General features: G+C 36.4%; 20 protein-coding genes. 1 reads left to right on the top strand and 19 read right to left on the bottom strand.

Annotated features, from left to right (window positions below; all coding sequences use genetic code 11):
* Nucleotides 1-3: 3 nt before the first annotated feature.
* The 13 genes from BLP68_RS05495 to BLP68_RS05555 form a co-directional block, all read right to left on the bottom strand.
* Nucleotides 4-1,194 (bottom strand): phage major capsid protein, encoded by a 1,191-nt coding sequence (locus BLP68_RS05495; protein ID WP_091540980.1) that lies wholly within the window; start codon nt 1,192-1,194, stop codon nt 4-6.
* A gap of 12 nt (nt 1,195-1,206) precedes the next feature.
* Complete coding sequence (locus BLP68_RS05500; RefSeq protein ID WP_091540982.1) at nt 1,207-1,923, bottom strand: head maturation protease, ClpP-related; 717 nt, start codon at nt 1,921-1,923, stop codon at nt 1,207-1,209.
* Nucleotides 1,924-3,159, bottom strand: a complete 1,236-nt coding sequence (locus BLP68_RS05505; protein ID WP_456297604.1) for a phage portal protein — start codon at nt 3,157-3,159, stop codon at nt 1,924-1,926.
* Between the two features lie 63 nt (nt 3,160-3,222).
* Nucleotides 3,223-4,353, bottom strand: a complete 1,131-nt coding sequence (locus BLP68_RS05510) for a PDDEXK family nuclease (protein ID WP_091540984.1) — start codon at nt 4,351-4,353, stop codon at nt 3,223-3,225.
* A 58-nt stretch (nt 4,354-4,411) separates the two neighbouring features.
* Complete coding sequence (locus BLP68_RS05515; protein WP_091540987.1) at nt 4,412-5,560, bottom strand: hypothetical protein; 1,149 nt, start codon at nt 5,558-5,560, stop codon at nt 4,412-4,414.
* A gap of 139 nt (nt 5,561-5,699) precedes the next feature.
* On the bottom strand, nt 5,700-7,253 hold the full coding sequence (locus BLP68_RS05520; protein WP_091540990.1) for a terminase large subunit: 1,554 nt from the start codon (nt 7,251-7,253) through the stop codon (nt 5,700-5,702).
* A complete protein-coding gene (locus BLP68_RS05525; RefSeq protein ID WP_091540992.1) occupies nt 7,253-7,726 on the bottom strand; it encodes a phage terminase small subunit P27 family in 474 nt (157 codons plus the stop codon). Before BLP68_RS05525 ends, BLP68_RS05520 begins: the two co-directional genes overlap by 1 nt.
* A gap of 118 nt (nt 7,727-7,844) precedes the next feature.
* Nucleotides 7,845-8,051 (bottom strand): gamma-glutamylcyclotransferase, encoded by a 207-nt coding sequence (locus BLP68_RS05530; protein ID WP_091540994.1) that lies wholly within the window; start codon nt 8,049-8,051, stop codon nt 7,845-7,847.
* Nucleotides 8,052-8,148: 97 nt separating this feature from the next.
* Complete coding sequence (locus BLP68_RS05535; protein ID WP_091540997.1) at nt 8,149-8,922, bottom strand: hypothetical protein; 774 nt, start codon at nt 8,920-8,922, stop codon at nt 8,149-8,151.
* A 64-nt stretch (nt 8,923-8,986) separates the two neighbouring features.
* Nucleotides 8,987-10,336 carry a DNA (cytosine-5-)-methyltransferase gene (dcm, locus tag BLP68_RS05540; protein ID WP_330389081.1) on the bottom strand — a complete coding sequence of 450 codons (1,350 nt, stop codon included), beginning with the start codon at nt 10,334-10,336 and terminating at the stop codon, nt 8,987-8,989.
* Nucleotides 10,323-11,594: a site-specific DNA-methyltransferase gene (locus tag BLP68_RS05545; protein WP_091541002.1), complete on the bottom strand. Its 1,272-nt coding sequence runs from the start codon at nt 11,592-11,594 to the stop codon at nt 10,323-10,325. Before BLP68_RS05545 ends, dcm begins: the two co-directional genes overlap by 14 nt.
* Before the next feature lie 35 nt (nt 11,595-11,629).
* On the bottom strand, nt 11,630-12,175 hold the full coding sequence (locus BLP68_RS05550; RefSeq protein WP_242876915.1) for a hypothetical protein: 546 nt from the start codon (nt 12,173-12,175) through the stop codon (nt 11,630-11,632).
* A gap of 188 nt (nt 12,176-12,363) precedes the next feature.
* The gene (locus tag BLP68_RS05555) at nt 12,364-12,738 is read right to left on the bottom strand and encodes an HNH endonuclease signature motif containing protein (RefSeq protein ID WP_091541004.1); all 375 of its coding nucleotides are present in this window, start codon (nt 12,736-12,738) and stop codon (nt 12,364-12,366) included.
* A 451-nt stretch (nt 12,739-13,189) separates the two neighbouring features.
* On the opposite strand from BLP68_RS05555, the gene BLP68_RS05565 reads away from it, so the two are divergent.
* Entirely contained in the window at nt 13,190-13,609 is a 420-nt protein-coding gene (locus BLP68_RS05565; RefSeq protein ID WP_091541009.1) for a hypothetical protein, read from the top strand.
* Nucleotides 13,610-13,947: 338 nt separating this feature from the next.
* Here BLP68_RS05565 and BLP68_RS05570 read toward each other — a convergent pair whose 3' ends face one another.
* The 6 genes from BLP68_RS05570 to BLP68_RS05595 form a co-directional block, all read right to left on the bottom strand.
* Entirely contained in the window at nt 13,948-14,376 is a 429-nt protein-coding gene (locus tag BLP68_RS05570; RefSeq protein WP_091541011.1) for a DUF1492 domain-containing protein, read from the bottom strand.
* Nucleotides 14,366-14,611: a hypothetical protein gene (locus tag BLP68_RS05575; RefSeq protein WP_242876916.1), complete on the bottom strand. Its 246-nt coding sequence runs from the start codon at nt 14,609-14,611 to the stop codon at nt 14,366-14,368. The genes BLP68_RS05570 and BLP68_RS05575 overlap by 11 nt, the downstream gene beginning before the upstream one ends.
* Nucleotides 14,611-15,039: a DUF7768 domain-containing protein gene (locus BLP68_RS05580; RefSeq protein WP_091541014.1), complete on the bottom strand. Its 429-nt coding sequence runs from the start codon at nt 15,037-15,039 to the stop codon at nt 14,611-14,613. The genes BLP68_RS05575 and BLP68_RS05580 overlap by 1 nt, the downstream gene beginning before the upstream one ends.
* Nucleotides 15,029-16,411: an SNF2-related protein gene (locus BLP68_RS05585; RefSeq protein WP_091541016.1), complete on the bottom strand. Its 1,383-nt coding sequence runs from the start codon at nt 16,409-16,411 to the stop codon at nt 15,029-15,031. The genes BLP68_RS05580 and BLP68_RS05585 overlap by 11 nt, the downstream gene beginning before the upstream one ends.
* Nucleotides 16,408-16,629 (bottom strand): VRR-NUC domain-containing protein, encoded by a 222-nt coding sequence (locus BLP68_RS05590; RefSeq protein WP_330389085.1) that lies wholly within the window; start codon nt 16,627-16,629, stop codon nt 16,408-16,410. Before BLP68_RS05590 ends, BLP68_RS05585 begins: the two co-directional genes overlap by 4 nt.
* 361 nt (nt 16,630-16,990) lie before the next feature.
* Nucleotides 16,991-19,417: a virulence-associated E family protein gene (locus tag BLP68_RS05595; RefSeq protein WP_330389087.1), complete on the bottom strand. Its 2,427-nt coding sequence runs from the start codon at nt 19,415-19,417 to the stop codon at nt 16,991-16,993.
* Nucleotide 19,418 lies beyond the last annotated feature (1 nt).

Genomic DNA, 19,418 nt, shown 5'->3' on the forward strand with positions numbered 1-19,418 from the left:
TATCTAAGCTGATTTCATTGTCAGTACCTTCACTGCTTCTGGAAGGATCAGCTTTCCATCTACTCTTTGGTAGGCTCTAAATCCAACCTGACCATTTACAGCATATAGTTCATTTAGTCTTTGGAAGGATCTCCCCTGTCTGTCTGCAATCCAGTAGTAGGAATAATCCCCAAAGGATAGTACCTTTTCCCCTGCTCCAATCTCTGGCATGAAGGCTGAAGTCTTTACTGGATTATTTAGAATTTTATCTGGTTGTCCTACTTGAACAGAAGGCTGCCAAATATATTGACCGTTATCATCCTTAAGCTTTCTGATGGCCTTTGCCGTGCTATCATTTAATAGCCATGTTGCATTTTTTCGATAGGGCTCTCTTAGAGAATGCCAAAGGTCAATGACTTCATCAAAGGTAATGGCATCGGCTATTGCTGTTGTAATACCAACTTGAGCTGTATTAAGAACTCCAGTAGGCTTGTTACTTCCATTTCCTTTAATAAAGGCTTCTTCTTCAGCAGCACCAATCCTTCTTGCAAACTCTGTGGCAATATAGTTTTCTAGGTTGAACACACTGTCATTTAGTAGTTCCTCTGAAATCTTAATAATCGTCCCAAGCTTATGAGCCCCTAAAATAACCTGACTAAAGGTATCATCACTTTCATTAAAGGCTCCACCCTCTTCAATCCAAGAAGCTGTTCCTTTAGAGGATACCACAGGAATTTGTCTGTCCCCATAGGATGTAGTGATAACTTTTGCCAGAGTTCTCATGATGTTTACATCATTAAGTGCTTGAATTAATGTAGCTTCAAATTCATCTGGAACCAAGTATCCCCCTTCTGAGTCCTGACCAATCCGGAGAGCATTCTGCACATCTAAGCTACTCTTACTCTTCATGGCATTCCAGAAGGCTTGTACGTATTCTCTTGATCCTCTACCTTTTCTTTCTGGCTCATCTAGATTGGTTGGCTTTGATGTAATAGGGTTGCTTGTTGCCCTTGAAAGTTCTAAATCTAAAGTAGCTTGCCTTTCTAGTCTTTCAATTTCCTTTCCTAGAGCTACAACTTCTTCCTCCATTTTTTCGTAAGTGGTTGTATCTTCTTGAGATAACAGTCCGTTTTCTCCTCTTCTACTGTCTAAAAACGCTTTAGCGTTTTCCCATACATTTGCTCTTTTTTCTCTTAACTGTAAAATCTTATTCATTATCCATTCCTCCTATTTCAATAGTTCTAGTCTTTTGACTAGATGATTATATGGGGTTCCTTTTTCCTTAGGATCACTATCTTTGCTTCCTTGTGGTTTAGCTTGTTTTGCCTTTTGAAACTTACCCATAAAGTTGTTGGTAATAGTGACCCTATCAAACATGAAGCTATTTACGATATTTTCAGGAACTTCTGTTTCTGTATATAACACCTTGTTACAAAATCCTAATTCATGAGCCTTATTGGCACTCATCCAGGTTTCTCTATCCATCATCTGAGATATTTTGTTTCTCGGAAGTTTTGTCTTTAGTTCATAGGCAGTAATGATACTTTCTTTTACTTCTGCTAGCATTTCAATGCCACGTTTCATATCTGCTTCTTCACCCCACACAATGGTGCTAGGATTATGAATCATAAGCATAGCCGTTGGTGACATGAGTACCTCATCTCCAGCCATGGCAATTACAGATGCTGCACTGGCTGCAATGCCATCGATCTTCACTGTAACTCTTCCTAGATACTCCTTTAACATGGTGTAAATTTGACTGGCAGCAAATACATCACCCCCTGGGGAATTGATCCAAAGGGTGATATCACCATCTGCCTCATCTAATTCTGCTTTAAATTCCCTAGGGGAAACTTCATCTTCAAACCAACTCTCCTGGGCAATGTACCCATCGAGATAAAGGGTCCTTCCATCTTCGTTTTTAACCCAGTTCCAAAACTTCATCTACTTTTCCCCTCCTTCCTTATCTGTATCTGATTCCTTCTTTGCATAGGCTCCTATGTCCTCAAGTTTTAACATATTCCCATTAACTGCATAGACATCCCCATGTTCGATGGTGTTTAGATCTTCTAATTCCCTTACATCATTTGGAGATAGGAAGCCATTTTGAATTCCAGTTGCATATCCCTCCATTCGACTCTTGTAATCTCCTCGAAGAAGTCCCTCCACATTAAGCTTTATAAAGTAGTCCTTTTTTTCTGATGGGGACAGTAGAGCCTTTTTCATGGCCATCTCCCACCTTGATAGCCACGGAGACAGAGTGTATTTTACAAACTCCAATGACTGCTGCTCAATGTTAGAAAAACTGGACTTCTCCAAATCTCCAATCATATGGGGCGGAATTCTAAAGATACGGGCAATTTCATTTAATTGAAACTTTCTTGTTTGAAGAAATTGGGCTTGTTCTGGGGGTATCCCAATAGGTTTAAAGCTCATACCTTCCTCTAACACTGCAACCTTATGGGCATTGCCACTACCTCCATAGACACTGTTCCAACTCTTCCTCACCCTTTCTGGGTCTTTTAAAATTCCAGGATGCTCTAAAACACCACCGGGATTGGCTCCATTATTAAAGAAATTTGCACCATATTCTTCAGTTGCTATTGCCATACCGATTGCATTCTTCGCCATAGCAATTGGTGAATAGCCTACAAGTCCATCAAATCCTAGTCCTGGAATATGAAGAACCTCCCAGTTTCGAAGAATATGCTCCTGTCCCTCTTTGTTGTAGATATAATAAAGTTCACCTGCCTCACTTCTATGGACTGTCATCTTATCTGGCATTAGAGGATAGAGTGCCATTACCTTCCCTCTACCATCTCGGATAATTTGAGCATAGGCATTTCCCCAAAGTAAAAGATGACCTATCAGTGTTTCACGAAACACGAATGAAGTCATCTCGGGGTTGGGTTCATCATGAAGTAAATAATATATTGGGTGGTCCAGTGCCTTTTCTTTTCCTCTGTCAGTCCTTTTATATGTGTGTAAGGGTAAAGATGCAATAGTCTCCGATAAAATTCTTACACAGGCATATACTGTTGTTGTTTGCATAGCTGTTTTCTCATTAACCATCTTCCCACTAGAAGTAGGTCCAAAGAAAAATTGATAGGCACTTTGCCACATACTATTTTTAGGGTCTGCTCTCGACCTAAAAATTTTTGATATAATGGGTATCTTCAAATGTCATCACCTCCTATAAATGGGCATGAAAAAAGCACCCATGTTAGTGGATGCCTTATTTATCTATACTGCAGATAGTTTTTTATTCAAGTTTGCTAAATTAATACTTTCTTGATAATTCCACTCAATTAAAGCAATACTATTTTCTGAGCATTTACGTCTCTTTTCATTATCTAGCCAAACTCTATGTTTAAATCCCTCTTCACCCCCAAAATAATCAATACTTTCATAGTGTTGTATACCTTGATACTCAATACCTATCTTTAGTTCAGGAATAAAAATATCTAAACTCTGTGGTGATAGCCAACTGGGTCTATGTTGATACAATGCGCTTGGGTACTTACTTTTAATAATTTTAAACAATGTTTCCTCTGACTTCCACTTTGATTGTATCACCCCGTCATTTACTAACTTGCTAAATATATTTTCCTTTCTACTTTTCCAATCATATGTATACCCTTCCACAGTCTTCTTGGTATTTTTATACCAATTATGAAATTCCAGCAAAATTAATTCATACAAGTTTCTAAAAAGCTCTAATTCATTTTTAAAATATTTATGTTCAATTACAAGTTGCGTAGCTTCACGACATTCCAAAATCAAAAATGGATTTGTATCTCGCCTTATCATATTCCCCTGAAAATGTGCCAGTAAACTTAGGAGAACGTGGTTCCTCAAGTCAACCCCATTATAACAAAGTGCATTTGCATAATACATCAAGCCTTTACCAAACAATTTGTACCCACCAAAATTATCACTCATAAAAAAGTAATATACCAAATGAAACATAAATGCTATATCATCTATATTTTTTCTATTAAATACAGTAAGATGATTTATTGTTTCATCTAAATCAAATAAATTATCTATAATTATATTTTTTTCAGCTTTCTTTACTACTTCTCTGATAATAAAAAAAGTATGAGAATAATCTTCTGGGTAAATAAATGCAACTTCATTCTCCCAATCTATCCACTCAAATTGTTTCATAAATTTTGATACGGTATCATTAGCAACAAAATGGCCATCTGCTTCTAATAGAAGTTGTGTGCTTTTCATAGACTCCTGCTGCTCTTTATAATTAGGCCACAAATACTTTTCGCATCCCATTTCAATAAATTTTTCTCTAATAGAGTCTATTGTTTTTTCATATTTTTTAAAACTTTTATGTTGTAGAAAATCCTCTAGATTCATGCCACGCCCCCTAGTTTTTCATGATATAACCAAACACTCAAATATTATTACTATTCAATCAACAAAGCTTCTTTACACTTTTCTCTTTTTTAATTAGATTATTTTGAATACCTTTAACATTATGAAGTAAATTGCTACATTCCTCATTTAATCTTTTTAGGTTAGTTTCATTCATATCAATGGATTGTAAATTTTTTAGAAAATCAATGCTATCATAAAAATCATCAATATCGATATATAACTCCCTATCATTTAATAGTACCAAGCCATCTTTCAATATGTCCCACCTTTGATTTAAAATATTAAATTTATAATTTGAAATAATTTTATGTAAGAATTCTTGATGATAAAAATCTTTATAGATTTCAATCATAGGATGTTCTTTGTACCTTTCACCATAAAAAAACTGGAACATTTCTTCATCAAATCTATTATCATTTATAATGGTATCATCTAAACGTATTTCATACATTAATAATGTTTTATACAATTGAACAACATTTTCTTTAGTTTTATCTTGCAAATTATTAAATTCGTTTATGTTGTCATATATATATTTAAATATTTTTAAATTAACCTTACCACTATCGTCAATTTTCTCATACCAACCTTCTATTAAATTACTATCTATATATTGCTGTATTAACATAAATTCTTTATATACGTCTCTTTCAATATTTATGTAAATCTCCTTTTTTTTCTCTTTTATTTGTTCTTCAATATTTAAAATTTGTAGGGCTTTTTCTCTTGATATAATAGGATTTTCACTCTGAGACAATACTACCATTTCTTGTTTTAAATCAGTTAAATTTTCTTCTAATTTTTCTATTTCACTACTTAATTTCAATAGTATAGAAGGTCGTTCAAAAACATACTGATCAAAAGCAAAGTAATCTTTTTTAATATTTTCAAGTCTTAATAAGACTTCATAAAGTTCTTTCTTTAGAATTACATTTTCTACTAAAATTTTACTTTTCTTATGTTGATATTTTTTATTTAATTCTAAGAAATCCTCTATAACTATCTTATTACATTCTAATTCTCTCCTCAATAATTCTATTTGTATATATAATCTATTTGCGTCTTTTTTCTGGGCAGATCTCTCTACTAAAAAATATGAGAGAAACGCAGAAACTAAAGGAACTATAATGCCTATCGTTAAACTGGTTAGTGGCAGTTTTTCTACATATTCTATTAATTTCTCCACAAATCCACCTCCAAAATTCAATTTGCTCTTCTTAACAAAATTATACCATAGTTCATAAGAGCTGTTATATTAAAATAGATTTATCTAGATGCTCCTTCACCATAATCAGAGTCACTATATAATAGGTTAGCTTTAATGTTTATAATATTAGAATTCCTCTATCATCATAAACCGACTTTCCACTATTTCCTCCTTCATTCCTAATTGCCCTATCTAGTGCCATCACCATAGCAACTGCCCCATCTATTTTTTCAGTAGACTTAGCTTTATCAAGCTTAATATTTCCGGCAGGATCCGTCCTTACATGAATATTATCCATCATCCATGATAGCACTGGATTTCCTCCATGGGCTATCCTCTTTTCCATGGTTATTTTCATTAGTTCTTTTGTAGGTGGAGACATATCTTTAAAGCCTTGTCCGAATGGAACTACAGTAAATCCTAAGTCCTCTAGGTTCTGTACCATTTGAATAGCTCCCCATCGGTCAAAGGCGATTTCTTTAATGTTATATTTAGTACCTAAATCCTCAATGAACTTCTCAATAAATCCATAATGAATCACGTTTCCTTCAGTAGTTTCCAAGTATCCTTGCTGTTTCCAAACATCATAAGGCACATGATCCCTTCTTACTCTTAATTCTAAATTTTCCTCTGGAATCCAAAAGAAAGGAAGAACGTAATACTTATCATCTATATCTGTTGGAGGAAATACCAAAACAAAGGCTGTAATGTCATTGGAACTCGATAAGTCTAAACCACCGTAGCATTCTCTTCCTTTTAATTTTTCTGCATCTACTACGAATGAACATTTCTCCCATAGGTCCATTGGCATCCATCGTACAGATTGCTTGACCCACTGATTAAGCCTAAGCTGTCTAAATAGATTCTCTTCGGCTGGATTATCCTTAGCACTAATAAATGCTGCTCTTACTTTTTCTATATCAATGGTATGACCTAATGAAGGATTAGCCTTAAACCAGTTTTTTTCATCTGTCCAATCGTCATCATCACTGATTCCATAAATAACAGGATAAAATGTAGAGTCCTTTTTCTTACCTCTTAAAATATCCTCTGCCTTTTGGTGTACTTCATAACAAATGGAGTTTCTATCAGTTCCTGCTGTAGTGATTAAAAAGAAAAGAGGTTGCTTTCTAGCATCCCCTGAACCTTTAGTCATAACATCATATAGTTTTCTGTTGGGCTGTGCATGAAGTTCATCAAAAATTACTCCATGAACATTAAGTCCATGCTTTGTAAAAGACTCTGAAGATAGTACTTGATAAAAGCTTCCTGTTGGCATAAAGACTAATCTTTTTTGTGATATCACTGGCTTGATTCTCTTCTTAAGAGCTGGACATTGCTCCACCATATCTACTGCTACATCAAATACAATAGATGCTTGCTGTCTATCTGCAGCACATCCATAAACTTCTGCCCCCCACTCCCCATCACCACAAGTTAGGTATAGGGCCACTGCTGCTGCGATTTCACTTTTTCCATTTTTCTTTGGAATTTCAATATAAGCTGTATTATATTGCCTATAACCATCTTCCTTTACCGTTCCGAATATATCCCTAATAATCTTATCCTGCCACGGAAGAAGATCAAAAGAAATGCCATGCCACACACCTTTTGTATGTTTTAATGCGTTTATAAAATTAACAGCTCTTTTAGCCTTATTATTATCCATCATTATTTCATCACCCTTAAAATCTCTTCCATTGGATCATAACTTTTATGCTCTTCTATATCCACACGAATTCTACTTCTTGAAGCAGGAGTCAACCCAAACTCTGAACAGAAATCTTTCATGACCTTTAGATATGTCTGTGCGATCGACACCTGGGGCACTTGTTGAATATATCCTGATGGAGTTTTAAAAATAGTACCATGCTTTGATAAGAATTCTTCTGCTTCTTTCCATCTAGAGTAGGCTTGGCAATACCCAGCAAAGGCTGTCATATCTACTTCTGTTAGCACCCCTAACTCCTCTAGAATCTTTGACATCCGTCTCCATTCCTTCTTTGCTTCAGGTTCCAACCATGACGGACAACGGGGAGCTTTCTTTTCTGGCTTTGGTTCTTTTTCATTTAAAGGTCTTTTTCCTGGATTACCCTCAAGTATCTTTAGAGCTGTCGGTTTTGGTTTTCGTCCTTTTGTTGCCATGGTTTCACCTCCTATTGTACAACTATAGCTTTAGCCTTTTATAAGTTGATTTACTAGTTCCATAACGAGAAAAAGAGTCTGCAAAGACCCTTCCCTCTCTCTAAAAAAACTATTTCATTTATCCTTTTATTCCTTTGAAATTATAATTGCCTTTCTTTACTTCTTCAAGTTCTGTATCAGCAGCTTTCTTATAATCCTTATCAAGCTTTTCCTTATCCTTGCACTCTAAGCAGATACAATCTTCATTAAACATAGACATAATCCTTCCATTCTTTAAGTCTTTTCCACATCTGTCACAGTTTTTCTGACTAAAAAATTTATCCATTAAAATACCTCCTATAGCTTTGGTACTCTATATATCACTTAAAACACAAGTAATAGCAAGCTTTTCATTGAAAGGTACCTACTAAATCTCTTAACTTTTATAAATTAAAATGGGGGTTACTCTTCCCCCCGTCTTCTCCCTTTTCTTGCTTTGGTTTTTCTTTTCTAAAGGCTGCATTCCCCGAAAGGTTCTCAAGAAGTACCTTTCTTGAAGCTTTATATTCATCACCAATCATCCCAAGTCTAAGGAGCCAAGTTCTGAAGGTATATTTTTCATTATCTATTTTACTAGGCTTGGGTGAAGCATACTTTAAAGATTTGGCATGCCTATTTAATACCTCAGCAAACTCAGAGTAGGTTTTTACCTTTTCCACAATCCACTTCCCTTTTATAAATTGAAAGGTTAGATTCTTATCCTTAAAATTAAATCCTAGTCCTGGGCAACTCTTTTCTCCTATATCCTCTAGTGCTATTTTGAAATCTTCAAGGCTCTTAACTTGGACCTCGTTAATCCCTAGAATAAAATCCTCTTCTACTATATTTTCTTTAAGATCAAAGGATTTTCTAATCAAAGTCTGCTTGCTAAAAATTATGTTTACTAAATTTCTTAATGTAATTCCTGTATGGTCTTCCATCGGTATAACAATCTCAACCTCATTTATTTCTGCATCCTCTTCCTCTAAACTTTCACTAGGGCATAGTATTTCTTCAAGTTCCAGTCTTTTATCACCCTTTGTAATGAATCCTTCTCTGTCGATGATGTAAGATTCTCCTCCTACTTCAACTCTGTATGCAAAACTGGGTGCTGCTAGGTATTTCGCTTTGACTCCAAAGTGTGATTCTAAGGCTTTTACTATTTGTTTTCTATCCATATTCATTCCTCCTGTGTTTTGGTAATACTATATATCACTCTAAAACACAGTAATAGCAAGTATTTTATGTTTTTTTAGGTAGATTATTTGCTATTGCAAAGGCTACATTTACAGTGACGGCATTTCCTGCCTGCTTATAAAGTTGGGCATCAGAATTAACCTTTTTGGCCCTTTCAAAGAGTTCATCTGAAAATCCTTGAAGTCTGAAGCATTCCTTTGGAGTTAACCTTCTTATGCGATAGTTTTCAGAAAGGGTTCCTTGCATACACTGGGTATCTAGAGTCTGCGCAACTTTCTTCCCTACTCTTCCTCTTCTAGTCTTACTGTTAGGAAAGGCAATATTTATGCTATCCCCTATCTTTGCTTCAGCAAAACCTTTCTTTGTAGCTTCTTTGATGGCAACACCATGACGGTCTTGAGAAGTTAAAGTAAACATCGGCTCATCAGTATCTTTCATCCTCCTGCCATTTTGCTTTTTTTCTTCTCGTTCTGGTGTTATAACGGCCCTTGCTTCTAAAACTGCACTATTCATAGCTGTTCTATTTACAATTCCTCCAGTGTATCTCGAAGTTATGCATCTTGAGGTTTCTGTTATTTTAGTTTTAGTAGTGGATTGGTCTATAAAGTATAATCCTGTCTTAGCTCCTACTCCACCACCATTTGCTGTAAGAGTAGGTGAAACCCCTTCTGTATCATACACATTACCACTGGCTCCTCTGCCACTTGGATTTATATTTCCGATTCGATAAAGTCCACTCTTTGCGCCAACTCCTCCAGCATTACTTTGAAGGGTACATGCAACTCCTTCCGTATCATAAACCCGATAACCCTGCATTCCACCTATAATTTGCTTAAGAGCTGCTGCGTTTTCTCCTCTGATAGGTAGTATTTCTCGTCTACCTCTGCTTCTAAGATTTGCAATAATGAACACACGCTCTCGGTTTTGGGGGACTCCGAAATCTTTGGAGTTAAGCACCTGCCACATTGCATCATACCCTGCTTGGTCCAATTCAGAGAGAACTGTGGCAAAATCAAATCCTCCATTAATTGATAGCAGGTTCTTAACGTTCTCAATAAGTAAGTATGTGGGTTTATCTTTTTCTTTTTTGCTTTTGATGAGATCAATGATGCTGAAATAGATTCCACTTCTTTCTCCTCTAAGTCCTTTTTGCTTTCCAGCAACTGAGATGTCTTGGCATGGGAATCCAAAGCACCAAATGTCTGCATAGGGGATTTCTTCTGGTCTAAGTTTTGTAACGTCATCCGCATACCACTCTCCTTCTGTATCAAACATTGCTCTATAACTTTTTATTGCAAATTTATCATTTTCACAAAAACCAATGCATTTATATCCAGCAAGTTCAAGTCCTAATCTAAATCCACCTATACCTGCACATAAATCAAGGAAGGTCATTTTGATCACAACCTTCCTTTTCAATATTCCTATAGGCTATTTTTTCTCCATTTCTAACTAGAAAAACGTCCTCTTCTTTACCCACATGTTCGATATATCTTTTTACAATAACATCTACATATTTCTCATCTAATTCAATGGCGTAACAGATCCTCCCCGTTTGCTCACTGGCGATTACAGTGGATCCACTACCACCAAAGGGCTCTAATATAATACAGTTTGTCATAGAGCTATTTTGGATTGGGTAGGCAATCAAAGGCACTGGTTTCATAGTTGGATGGAGTTCTGATTTTGTAGGTCTGTCAAAGTTCCAAACCGTTGTCTGTTTTCTATCTGCATACCACCGATGTTTTCCTGTAGGCTTCCAGCCATATAAAATAGGCTCATGTTGCCATTGGTAGTCAGACCTACCTAAAACCAATGATTGTTTCACCCACTGGCATACCCCTGAAAGTTTAAATCCAGCGTCTTTAAAAGCTTTCCTGAAATTAAGCCCTTCCGTATCTGCATGGAAAACATAAATAGAACCACCGTCATCTAAAGCTGTATAAATGTTTTTGAAGGCATCTAGCAAGAAATTATAGAAATTATGATCATCCATATTATCGTTTTTTATTGTTCTTTCATTCTCTTTCCCTGCTGTATAGTTCACGTTATATGGAGGGTCGGTTACACAAAGATTAGCCTTCTTCCCATCCATTAATTTTTCATAGGTTTCAACCTTTGTACTATCTCCACAAATAAGTCTGTGCCTTCCTAAAATCCAGAGGTCACCTTGCTTTGATATAGGTTCTTCTTCTAAGGCTCCATCAATGTCAAAATCATCATCAGATATATTTTTATCGTGAATGTTTGAAAATAACTCCTCTATTTCAGCAGCATCAAACCCCGTAAGATTAATATCAAAATCTAGTTCCTTTAAGTTTTCAAGCTCTATGGCAAGAAGTTCATTGTCCCACCCTGCATCAAGCGCCATTCTATTATCTGCTAAAATATAAGCTTTCTTTTGGGCCTCTGTTAGGTGCTCTACCAATACACATGGTACTTCTTTTATTCCCTCTTCCTTTGCAGCAGCTATTCTGCCATGGCCTGCAATAATATTTTTTTCTTTATCAATAAGTACAGGATTTACAAAACCAAATTCCCTAAGGCTACTTCTTAGCTTTTTAATCTGTTCTTTACTGTGAGTTCTAGCATTGTTAGCATAGGGAATTAATTCATCAACAGGAATTAGTTTTAATTCTTCTGTTCTTTTCAACCTTTCCACCTCCTAAAATGAGCATAAAAAAATCACTACTCCTCTCGAGTGGTGACAGCTTCTTCTATCATTTCGTATTCAGTTTCTTCATATGTTCCAAATCTATATTCTGTAGTACATCTTATTGAACAAAACTTTCTATTCTTATTTCCGTATACCTTAAATTCCTTACCACAATATTGACAAGTGAATTGATACCAAGCAGTGTCTCTACGTTTCTTTTTATCGGGGTTTTCTTTCCACCAAGTTCTTCTACACGCATCAGAGCAGAATTTGGCTTTTCTTCCCCTTTGCTTTTTTTTATTAACTTCTTTGCCACAATAAGAACACTGTTTTAAAAGCCCCTTCACTTCTTCCCTATGTTCTTGTAGCATTCCATAACCTACATACCCTTGTAATCCATGTTTCTTACAAAGATCCCTTACCGTATCCCTTTTAAAGCCGAGGGTACTGGCAATACTCTTATATCCATATCCTTTTTTCCTAAGTGCTAAAATCCTCTCTTCTTGAATTTTATCTAACATTGTTATCACTTCACCTTTAAAGTTAATACGCCCACCAAATTCTTGAGCTTTAGCCATTTGGACTTTTTCGCAAAATTCCCCCTTCCCCCCTTAGAAAAAAGCGTTTTTTCGTGTGAAGGGGCGCCACCGTTCCTGGAACAAAGGGCTGTAGGGATTGTATCTCCCCTCCCCTCTTAGAATTATGCACAGGCTCATAAGTTATCAACAGAATGCTAACAATTTATCCATAGTGTTATGCACACCCCTTAATAAGTATATACCCTCAGTTTCCACCGACCGTCCTCCTTTGCTGTCTTGCTATCATGGCAAGACTTACATAGGGACTGAAGGTTTTCTATATCATAAAAGAGTTTCTCATCTCCTTTGTGTGGATTAATGTGGTCCACCACCGTTGCTTTAATAATTCTTCCATTGATTTTACAAACCTTGCAAAGAGGGTGATTTGCTAGCACCTGTCTCCTTAGTTTCTGCCATTTGCCAGTTTTATAAAGTTTCTTATAAGGCCTATTGCTACGGTCGTATTCAATGTCCATCTCCCGTTGATGTTTGTCACAGTATCTTCCTTCACACAACTCAGGACATCCAGTGTAACTGCAGGGTTTATTAGGTTTCCTAGGCATATTTTTTCACCTCACTCTATACGGCTATAAGGCATTCAGTGCGCCCTTTTGCCTATGAAAACTCTGTTTCTAGGCACAGCTTTTGTGTTTTATTTTCTTAACTTATTAATAAAAAATTTTAATCTAAGGATCTTGACATATTAGATTGTCCCATGGTATATTGTTTTTATAAGAATGTACATATGTACGTACGTTTAATTATATAGCTTAAGGAGGTGAATAAAAATGACTCAAATTTTACGTCAACTTTTGACTCCGGGGACAATTTTACATCTTCACGACCTCTATGAGGCTACTACCAGTGTAACCTTCAGAGATCGGCACAATTGTCGTGGCTGCCTAAGCTCCTTGCAAAGAAGAGGATTAGTCGTATCCCTTGGTGGAGGATTATGGAAAGGCATCTAAACACATGTAGCGTTGCAAGTAATTAAAAACATGGGGAGGGAATACAATGGAAGTAATAACCGCAAAATATGAACTCATTATCTATGATGGAGGCGAAAGAATCGAGTTTAAACGAATTGATAATTCGCAAGAAGTAATTGATTACTCGAAATGCAGCTCAAGAATATCACAGATTTTGGAAATTGTCACAGAAATGAGAAAACAGCTATCAAATAGAACTAACGTCTCAGATATAGAAATTTACACAAGTGCAATCAATGAAGTAGCTCGTAATTTGAAAGTTACCAATACCACAATATCAGATAAAGTTACAAGACAACTGGACTTGACCGCTGACCAAGCGCGCTCTTTGATTTTCGATTATCTACGCAATGGTTCACCAGATTTAAAAAATCTCCTATTAAAAAAAGTTGGAAAAAACACCAAAATCTCTGATATTTCTGTCATTGAAAAAATATTAAAGTAATTAGATACTTCAACAGTTTCAAGCAAATTTAGCGAATAAGATAATAGGGCATCCAGCATTTTAAACGGATGCCCTTTTAAATTTCAATTTTCAATCATTTCATTTAACCTCCATACGCCCCTTCTTTTCTATGGCAACCATTCTTTATGATATTTGCAATAAACACTATCAGCCATCGCTTCGTGTCTACAGTTTTTATATTTACAAATCCTTAGCATTGGTTTCTCTCTCCTAAAAATAAAAGCCCACAGTCTCCTGGGGCTTGGTATTGATGTTGATACTAATATTTTTTCGCATCTTTACACTTTATACTATATCAAATTCTTAACTACACTTCACTACACTTTACTACACTCTTTTAAAATCTTATCAATTTCTTTTAGAGCTTGTCCATGAATTTTGAAAACCCCACTTATACTGTATTTTAGTTCTTCTGAGATTTCCTCCCATGACTTTCCGTTGATATATCTCTTTTCCAGTAATAGTTGACAATTCACATCTTCTACCTTCTGAATAGTCTCCATAATTTCCACCTTAAGTTCTATGAACCTATCAATCTCATCATTGATTTCATTGCTTAGATCAATAATCTTTACTAGGGTCTTCTCCATTTGACTCTTTTCTATATTGCCACCACAAACTTTAGTATGACTAAAACAGGAGGTCACCTTCATAGATATACTTTTTAACACTTCCAATTGTTCTAATTTACTATCTATCCTTTGATTTAGCTTATATGCTTGTGATAGATATTCCTTAGCCTTCATAAGAATTCCCTCCCATCTTTCCTCGATAGTAGGTTTCATTAATGTGGTCTTGAACATCTTTATCTAAAGAGAAAATTCTCTTAAGTGCTTTCGCCTGGTCTTTGTGATGTTGGTCGGTAGTTTTATAAAAGCTACAATCTTTACATGCTTTAAACTTTAAAGCACTACATCCTTTCTTCCTACTGGCAAAACAGTCATTAGTAGAGACATGTGTTATTCTATTAGCTCTATCCACTACTTCATCCCTCCCACTTCTTTGCAATGAATATTAAAATACCTAATAGGCATTTTTAACTTCTTAGCTTTTTCTATCTCTAGTGCCATTCCTGAAGACACTCTACTTCCAAATACCCATAACTCTTCACACTTTGAAAGTAGGACTAACCCCATTTGAATTCCTAGTTCCCTTTCCTCTGGATCCTCTTCATTTAGAAATTGTGGGAACAGAAGATGTGGTGCAAAGGGTATAGCCTTTTCCGTTACAGCAAATCGTCCATATCTTTTAGCCCTTGCTATATTCCCTTCAATATCTCCAGCAAAGGGGCTACAAACAAACACAATCTTTCTATTTGGATTTAGCTTCTTCTCTTTCTCTATATTCTTCAGTGCCTCATAGGCTGTTGGATCAAGATATCCTTCACTGTTATATAAATTAACTCCCATTGTTCTTTTCCCCCTTTATTTCTCTTAATTTTGCCCTTACTGCATTAAGCAGCGCTTCCTGTCCTAATTCTTTATTTTCTAAAACCTTCATCACATCTCCATCTAAGGTTCCTTTAGCTACTAAGTGGTGGATAATTACATTTTCCTTTTGCCCCTGACGATAAAGTCTTGCATTGGCTTGACTATAAAGTTCAAGACTCCAAGGTATGCCAAACCAGATAATGATATTTCCTCCAGCTTGAAGATTTAATCCATGTCCTGCTGATGCAGGATGGGCTAGCATGATGAGAATTTTCCTTTCATTCCAATCACTTATATCTTGGGGTTTATCAAGAACCCTTAGGTCTTCTCTTTTCAAGTGCTTTTTAATTCTGTCTATATCATGCTTGTATGAATAAAACACTAGAACTGGTTTTCCATTGGCGGCTTCTATAGTATCCTCTAGGGCCTTTAATTTTTCCTCATGAATCTCTTGTACATCTCCATCCTCATCATAGACAGCACCATTTGCTATTTGTAAGAGCTTATTACTTAGAACTGCTGCTGTGTTTGCTATAATATCCGTATCTTTAAGTGGAAGCAGCAGGTCTCTTTCTAACTGCTTGTACTTTTCCTTTACCTTCTCAGGCAGGTGGACAGAAATAATATTATTGATTCGCTCCGGTAGCTTCAAATAATCCTCTGCCTTCATACTGACACAGATATCACTAAGTTTTTCATAGATGGCTTCTTCAGCACCATCCTTTGCTTTATAACTGAAAATCACATGTTGATTCCTTTTATCTGGAAGAAAGTATCTATCTCTAAATCCAGTAACTGTTTTTCCAAGCCGCTCTCCACCGTCCAAAAGATAAATCTGTGACCATAAATCAATTAATCCATTGGGTGCTGGGGTTCCAGTAAGACCTACTACTCTTTTCATTAGTGGCCTTACTTTCCTTAAGGATTTAAACCTCTGAGCCTTTGGTGATTTAAAGCTGGATAACTCATCGATAACCACCATGTCAAAGGGCCATTTGTTTTGATATAAATCCACCAACCACTTTACATTTTCACGATTGATGATATAAATATTAGCCCTCTTATTTAAAGCTGCTATCCTTTCTTTTTCTGTTCCCAGCACCTTAGATATTTTTAAATGCTTCAAGTGATCCCATTTAGCTGCTTCTTCATCCCATGTGCTTTGGGCCACACGAAGGGGAGCTATCACTAGCACCTTTGCTACTTCAAAGTAATCATAAAGGAGTAAAGATATAGCTGTTAAGGTACAAGAGGTCTTTCCCATACCCATATCTAGAAAAAGTGCAGCCTTTTCTTTATCTATAATCCACTGAGTGGCGTAACTTTGATAGTCATAGGGCTTGTATTTCACTTGATCACCTCCTGTAGAAAATCTTCAATTCCCTCGTAGGAGTCAATGACATATACCTTAAATCCCAACTTCTCTAATTGCTTCTTTCTTTTCTTCTGAAGGGGCCTTAGCTTATTTACGGGAGCCTTTAGTTCCACAAACACTACTCTCCCAAGGGGTAAGAGGACCAATCTATCAGGCACCCCTGCCATACCTGGAGAGGTAAACTTAAGGCACATGCCACCTAAGTTTTCTACCTCTCCTTTTAATTTGGCTTCAATTTTACTCTCTAAAATTTCAAAACACCCCACTTTGATAAACAAGAATAAATCTTGTTACCACATCTTCAAACCTATACACTCCTGTAATTTAAAGGGTTTCACTTTAATTCATCCTCACCTTAGTAAACAAGTAAACGAGATTTTCTTATAGACTATTACGTATTATAGAATTTAGGTATTTACATATAGGCTATATATTCTTTATTTTTATTTATCTATATATATAATCTTGTTTACCTTGTTTACTAATATAGGTTAAAGCATTTATATAACTAAGGTATAGGTGGTAAACAAGAATGGTAACAAGCTTAAATCTTGTTTACTCTTGTTTACCTTTTCTTATAAATATTCTTTGAACACCATATAGAGGAACCTTAGCATTGCCCTGCTTATTGCCGGTGTATTTCTCCCATTCATTAATCTTTCTCATAATGGCATTAATCTCGTAGGAGTCAATTTTCCTCATGGCACTGGCTTCCTTTCCAAAGAGCTCGCACCAAATTTCCATGGCGCATACCTTATCTCGCCTTGCAGTTCCTACTACACTATCTCCAAAGTCATCTCCACGTATATAACTTCTTCTTTCACTAATCTCCATCTCATCCCAATTAGATGGGAGAAATTTATCTAAATACTCCCTAACAATCCCTTCTCTATCATCACTTTCTAGGGCATCAATTTGTGCTTCATTTGCTATTTTTTCAGCTTCATCACTTAAGATTAATGTCTGTGCCTGGCTATAATAAGCCATTACCTCAGCCCAAATCTGATCTATATCTTTTAAGTGCCAAGGCTTAGAACCCTTGCCTCCCGAAACCTTCACGGGCCAAAATCGTCTCCCACCGGTTACATCTCTTAAAAATCCTGCTTCTTGATTGGTTGTTCCAACTAATATACATTGCCTTGGATGGTCCTCAACGGAATAACCATAACTGGCTCTAAACTTATCGTCTTGTCTTGATAAAAAGGATTTTAAGGTTTCTTCATCTATCTTTCGGATACCAGCAAGTTCTCCAATTTCTAATATCCAATAACCTTGTAATTTTTCTGCTGCTGTTTTATCCCGCATGTCTGAAATAGACACAGAATCACTAAAGAACTTACCTGCCAGCTTTGAAAATAAAGTGCTCTTACCGATTCCCTGTGATCCATTTAAAACAAGCACTGTATCAAATTTAATTCCTGGAGTCATGGTTCTAGCTACTGCAGCTAATAATGTTTTTCTAGTTACTTCCCTAACATATACATTATCCTCTGCTCCTAAATACTTAATTAGTAGTTCATCTATCCTTCTTATACCATCCCACTTAGGCAAACTATTTAAATACTCTTTCACGGGATGACGGGATCTTTCAACTGCCACCTTAATCACTGCTTCCTTTAGCTTTCCAGGAGAATAAATGTTATAGGTGGCATCAATATGTCCTGCAAGGGAAGCTTCATCGGTTTTATTCCAACCCCGCTTTAACCTCTTCCAAGGAACCTCTCCCTCTACATCAATTCCCTCTCTCAGCTCGTTATAGAAGATGCTTTCTAGAGATGGATCATGTCTTATGATAAGAATCATATTACTAAGGGTGTTTTTCAATTCCCCTTTGTTATTAATCTCAAGGCCCTCTTGCCAATCAGCTTCCTCCTTAAAATCCTCACTGGCAGTAGCCATCCTCTCACTGGCAATTTGCTTTTTTACTGCTATGTCTTTTGTAGCCATTTCCTGCATGGCAAGATAGGATGGTAGCTTATTTATGGGAGTCCCTTCTTTGGCTTCTTCATCAAGTTCTCCAAACTTATGAAGCCTCACAAGGTCAAATGCATTACATAGCTTACCACTAATAGGGTCTGTCCCATGATGGGAGTAAGCAAAGTTTCCATCTTCATAAATGACAAGTCCTCCTGAGGTGCTACCCTCTGTATAGGTATAACGATTAGGGTCATCACAAGGCCTATATACACCTTGCAGGAATTTATCAATTGCATCTACCACACTATAGGTTCTACAGAAGGCTCCTACTACGCCAGTTTTTTCCCTAGGATCACCTTGTCTTTCTGCTAGCTTTTTACGTTCCTTCTTGGCCCTTGAACTTTCAGGCCAATAGGAGGAATCTTTCCAATCTTCATATCTGCTAAGGACTTCATCGGGGTCCAGCCATGCTTCATCTAGGATTTTAAAGATATATTCTCCATCAGAGGAAGTGGAGGGCCAGTACATTAATCGATGAGGTTCATAAGTGGTATCATCAAAGAAATCAATTCCTAGGTCAGCTGCTATTCTTCTAGATACCGCTCCATACTCCTCAGGAGATATTGGTCTTTTTAGAGGAATAACCAATCTTAGTCTGGGACTTGAAGGTGTATGGCTATGGGTGGAATACATTACGACACTGCACCCTAACATCATCTCTACCCCTGCCCAAAGATCACCCTTTACAAAGTCTGCATCTAAAGTAATCACTTGTCTCCATACCACAGAATCTGCTTTTCTTCTGCCACTCTTTAAAGTCCCTCCTACAAAACCACCCACATCCTTAATTTCATCCCGTCTTGCCTTAGAAGATTTTTTATATTCCTCTACTGTTTCATGGGTTCTTATGGTTTCACTTAATCTTTTAACAATATCCGACCAGAGGATTTCTCTGTTTTTCCACTCTAGTTCCTTTCGACTTTTACCGATTGCAATGGTTAACATGCCATCATGTTTTAGTTTCTTTATATTAACTTGACTAGGATTTAGCATAATTAGCAACACC

Origin of the sequence: Alkaliphilus peptidifermentans DSM 18978, from assembly GCF_900101495.1 — a bacterium.
GTDB classification, from domain to species: domain Bacteria; phylum Bacillota; class Clostridia; order Peptostreptococcales; family Natronincolaceae; genus Alkaliphilus_C; species Alkaliphilus_C peptidifermentans.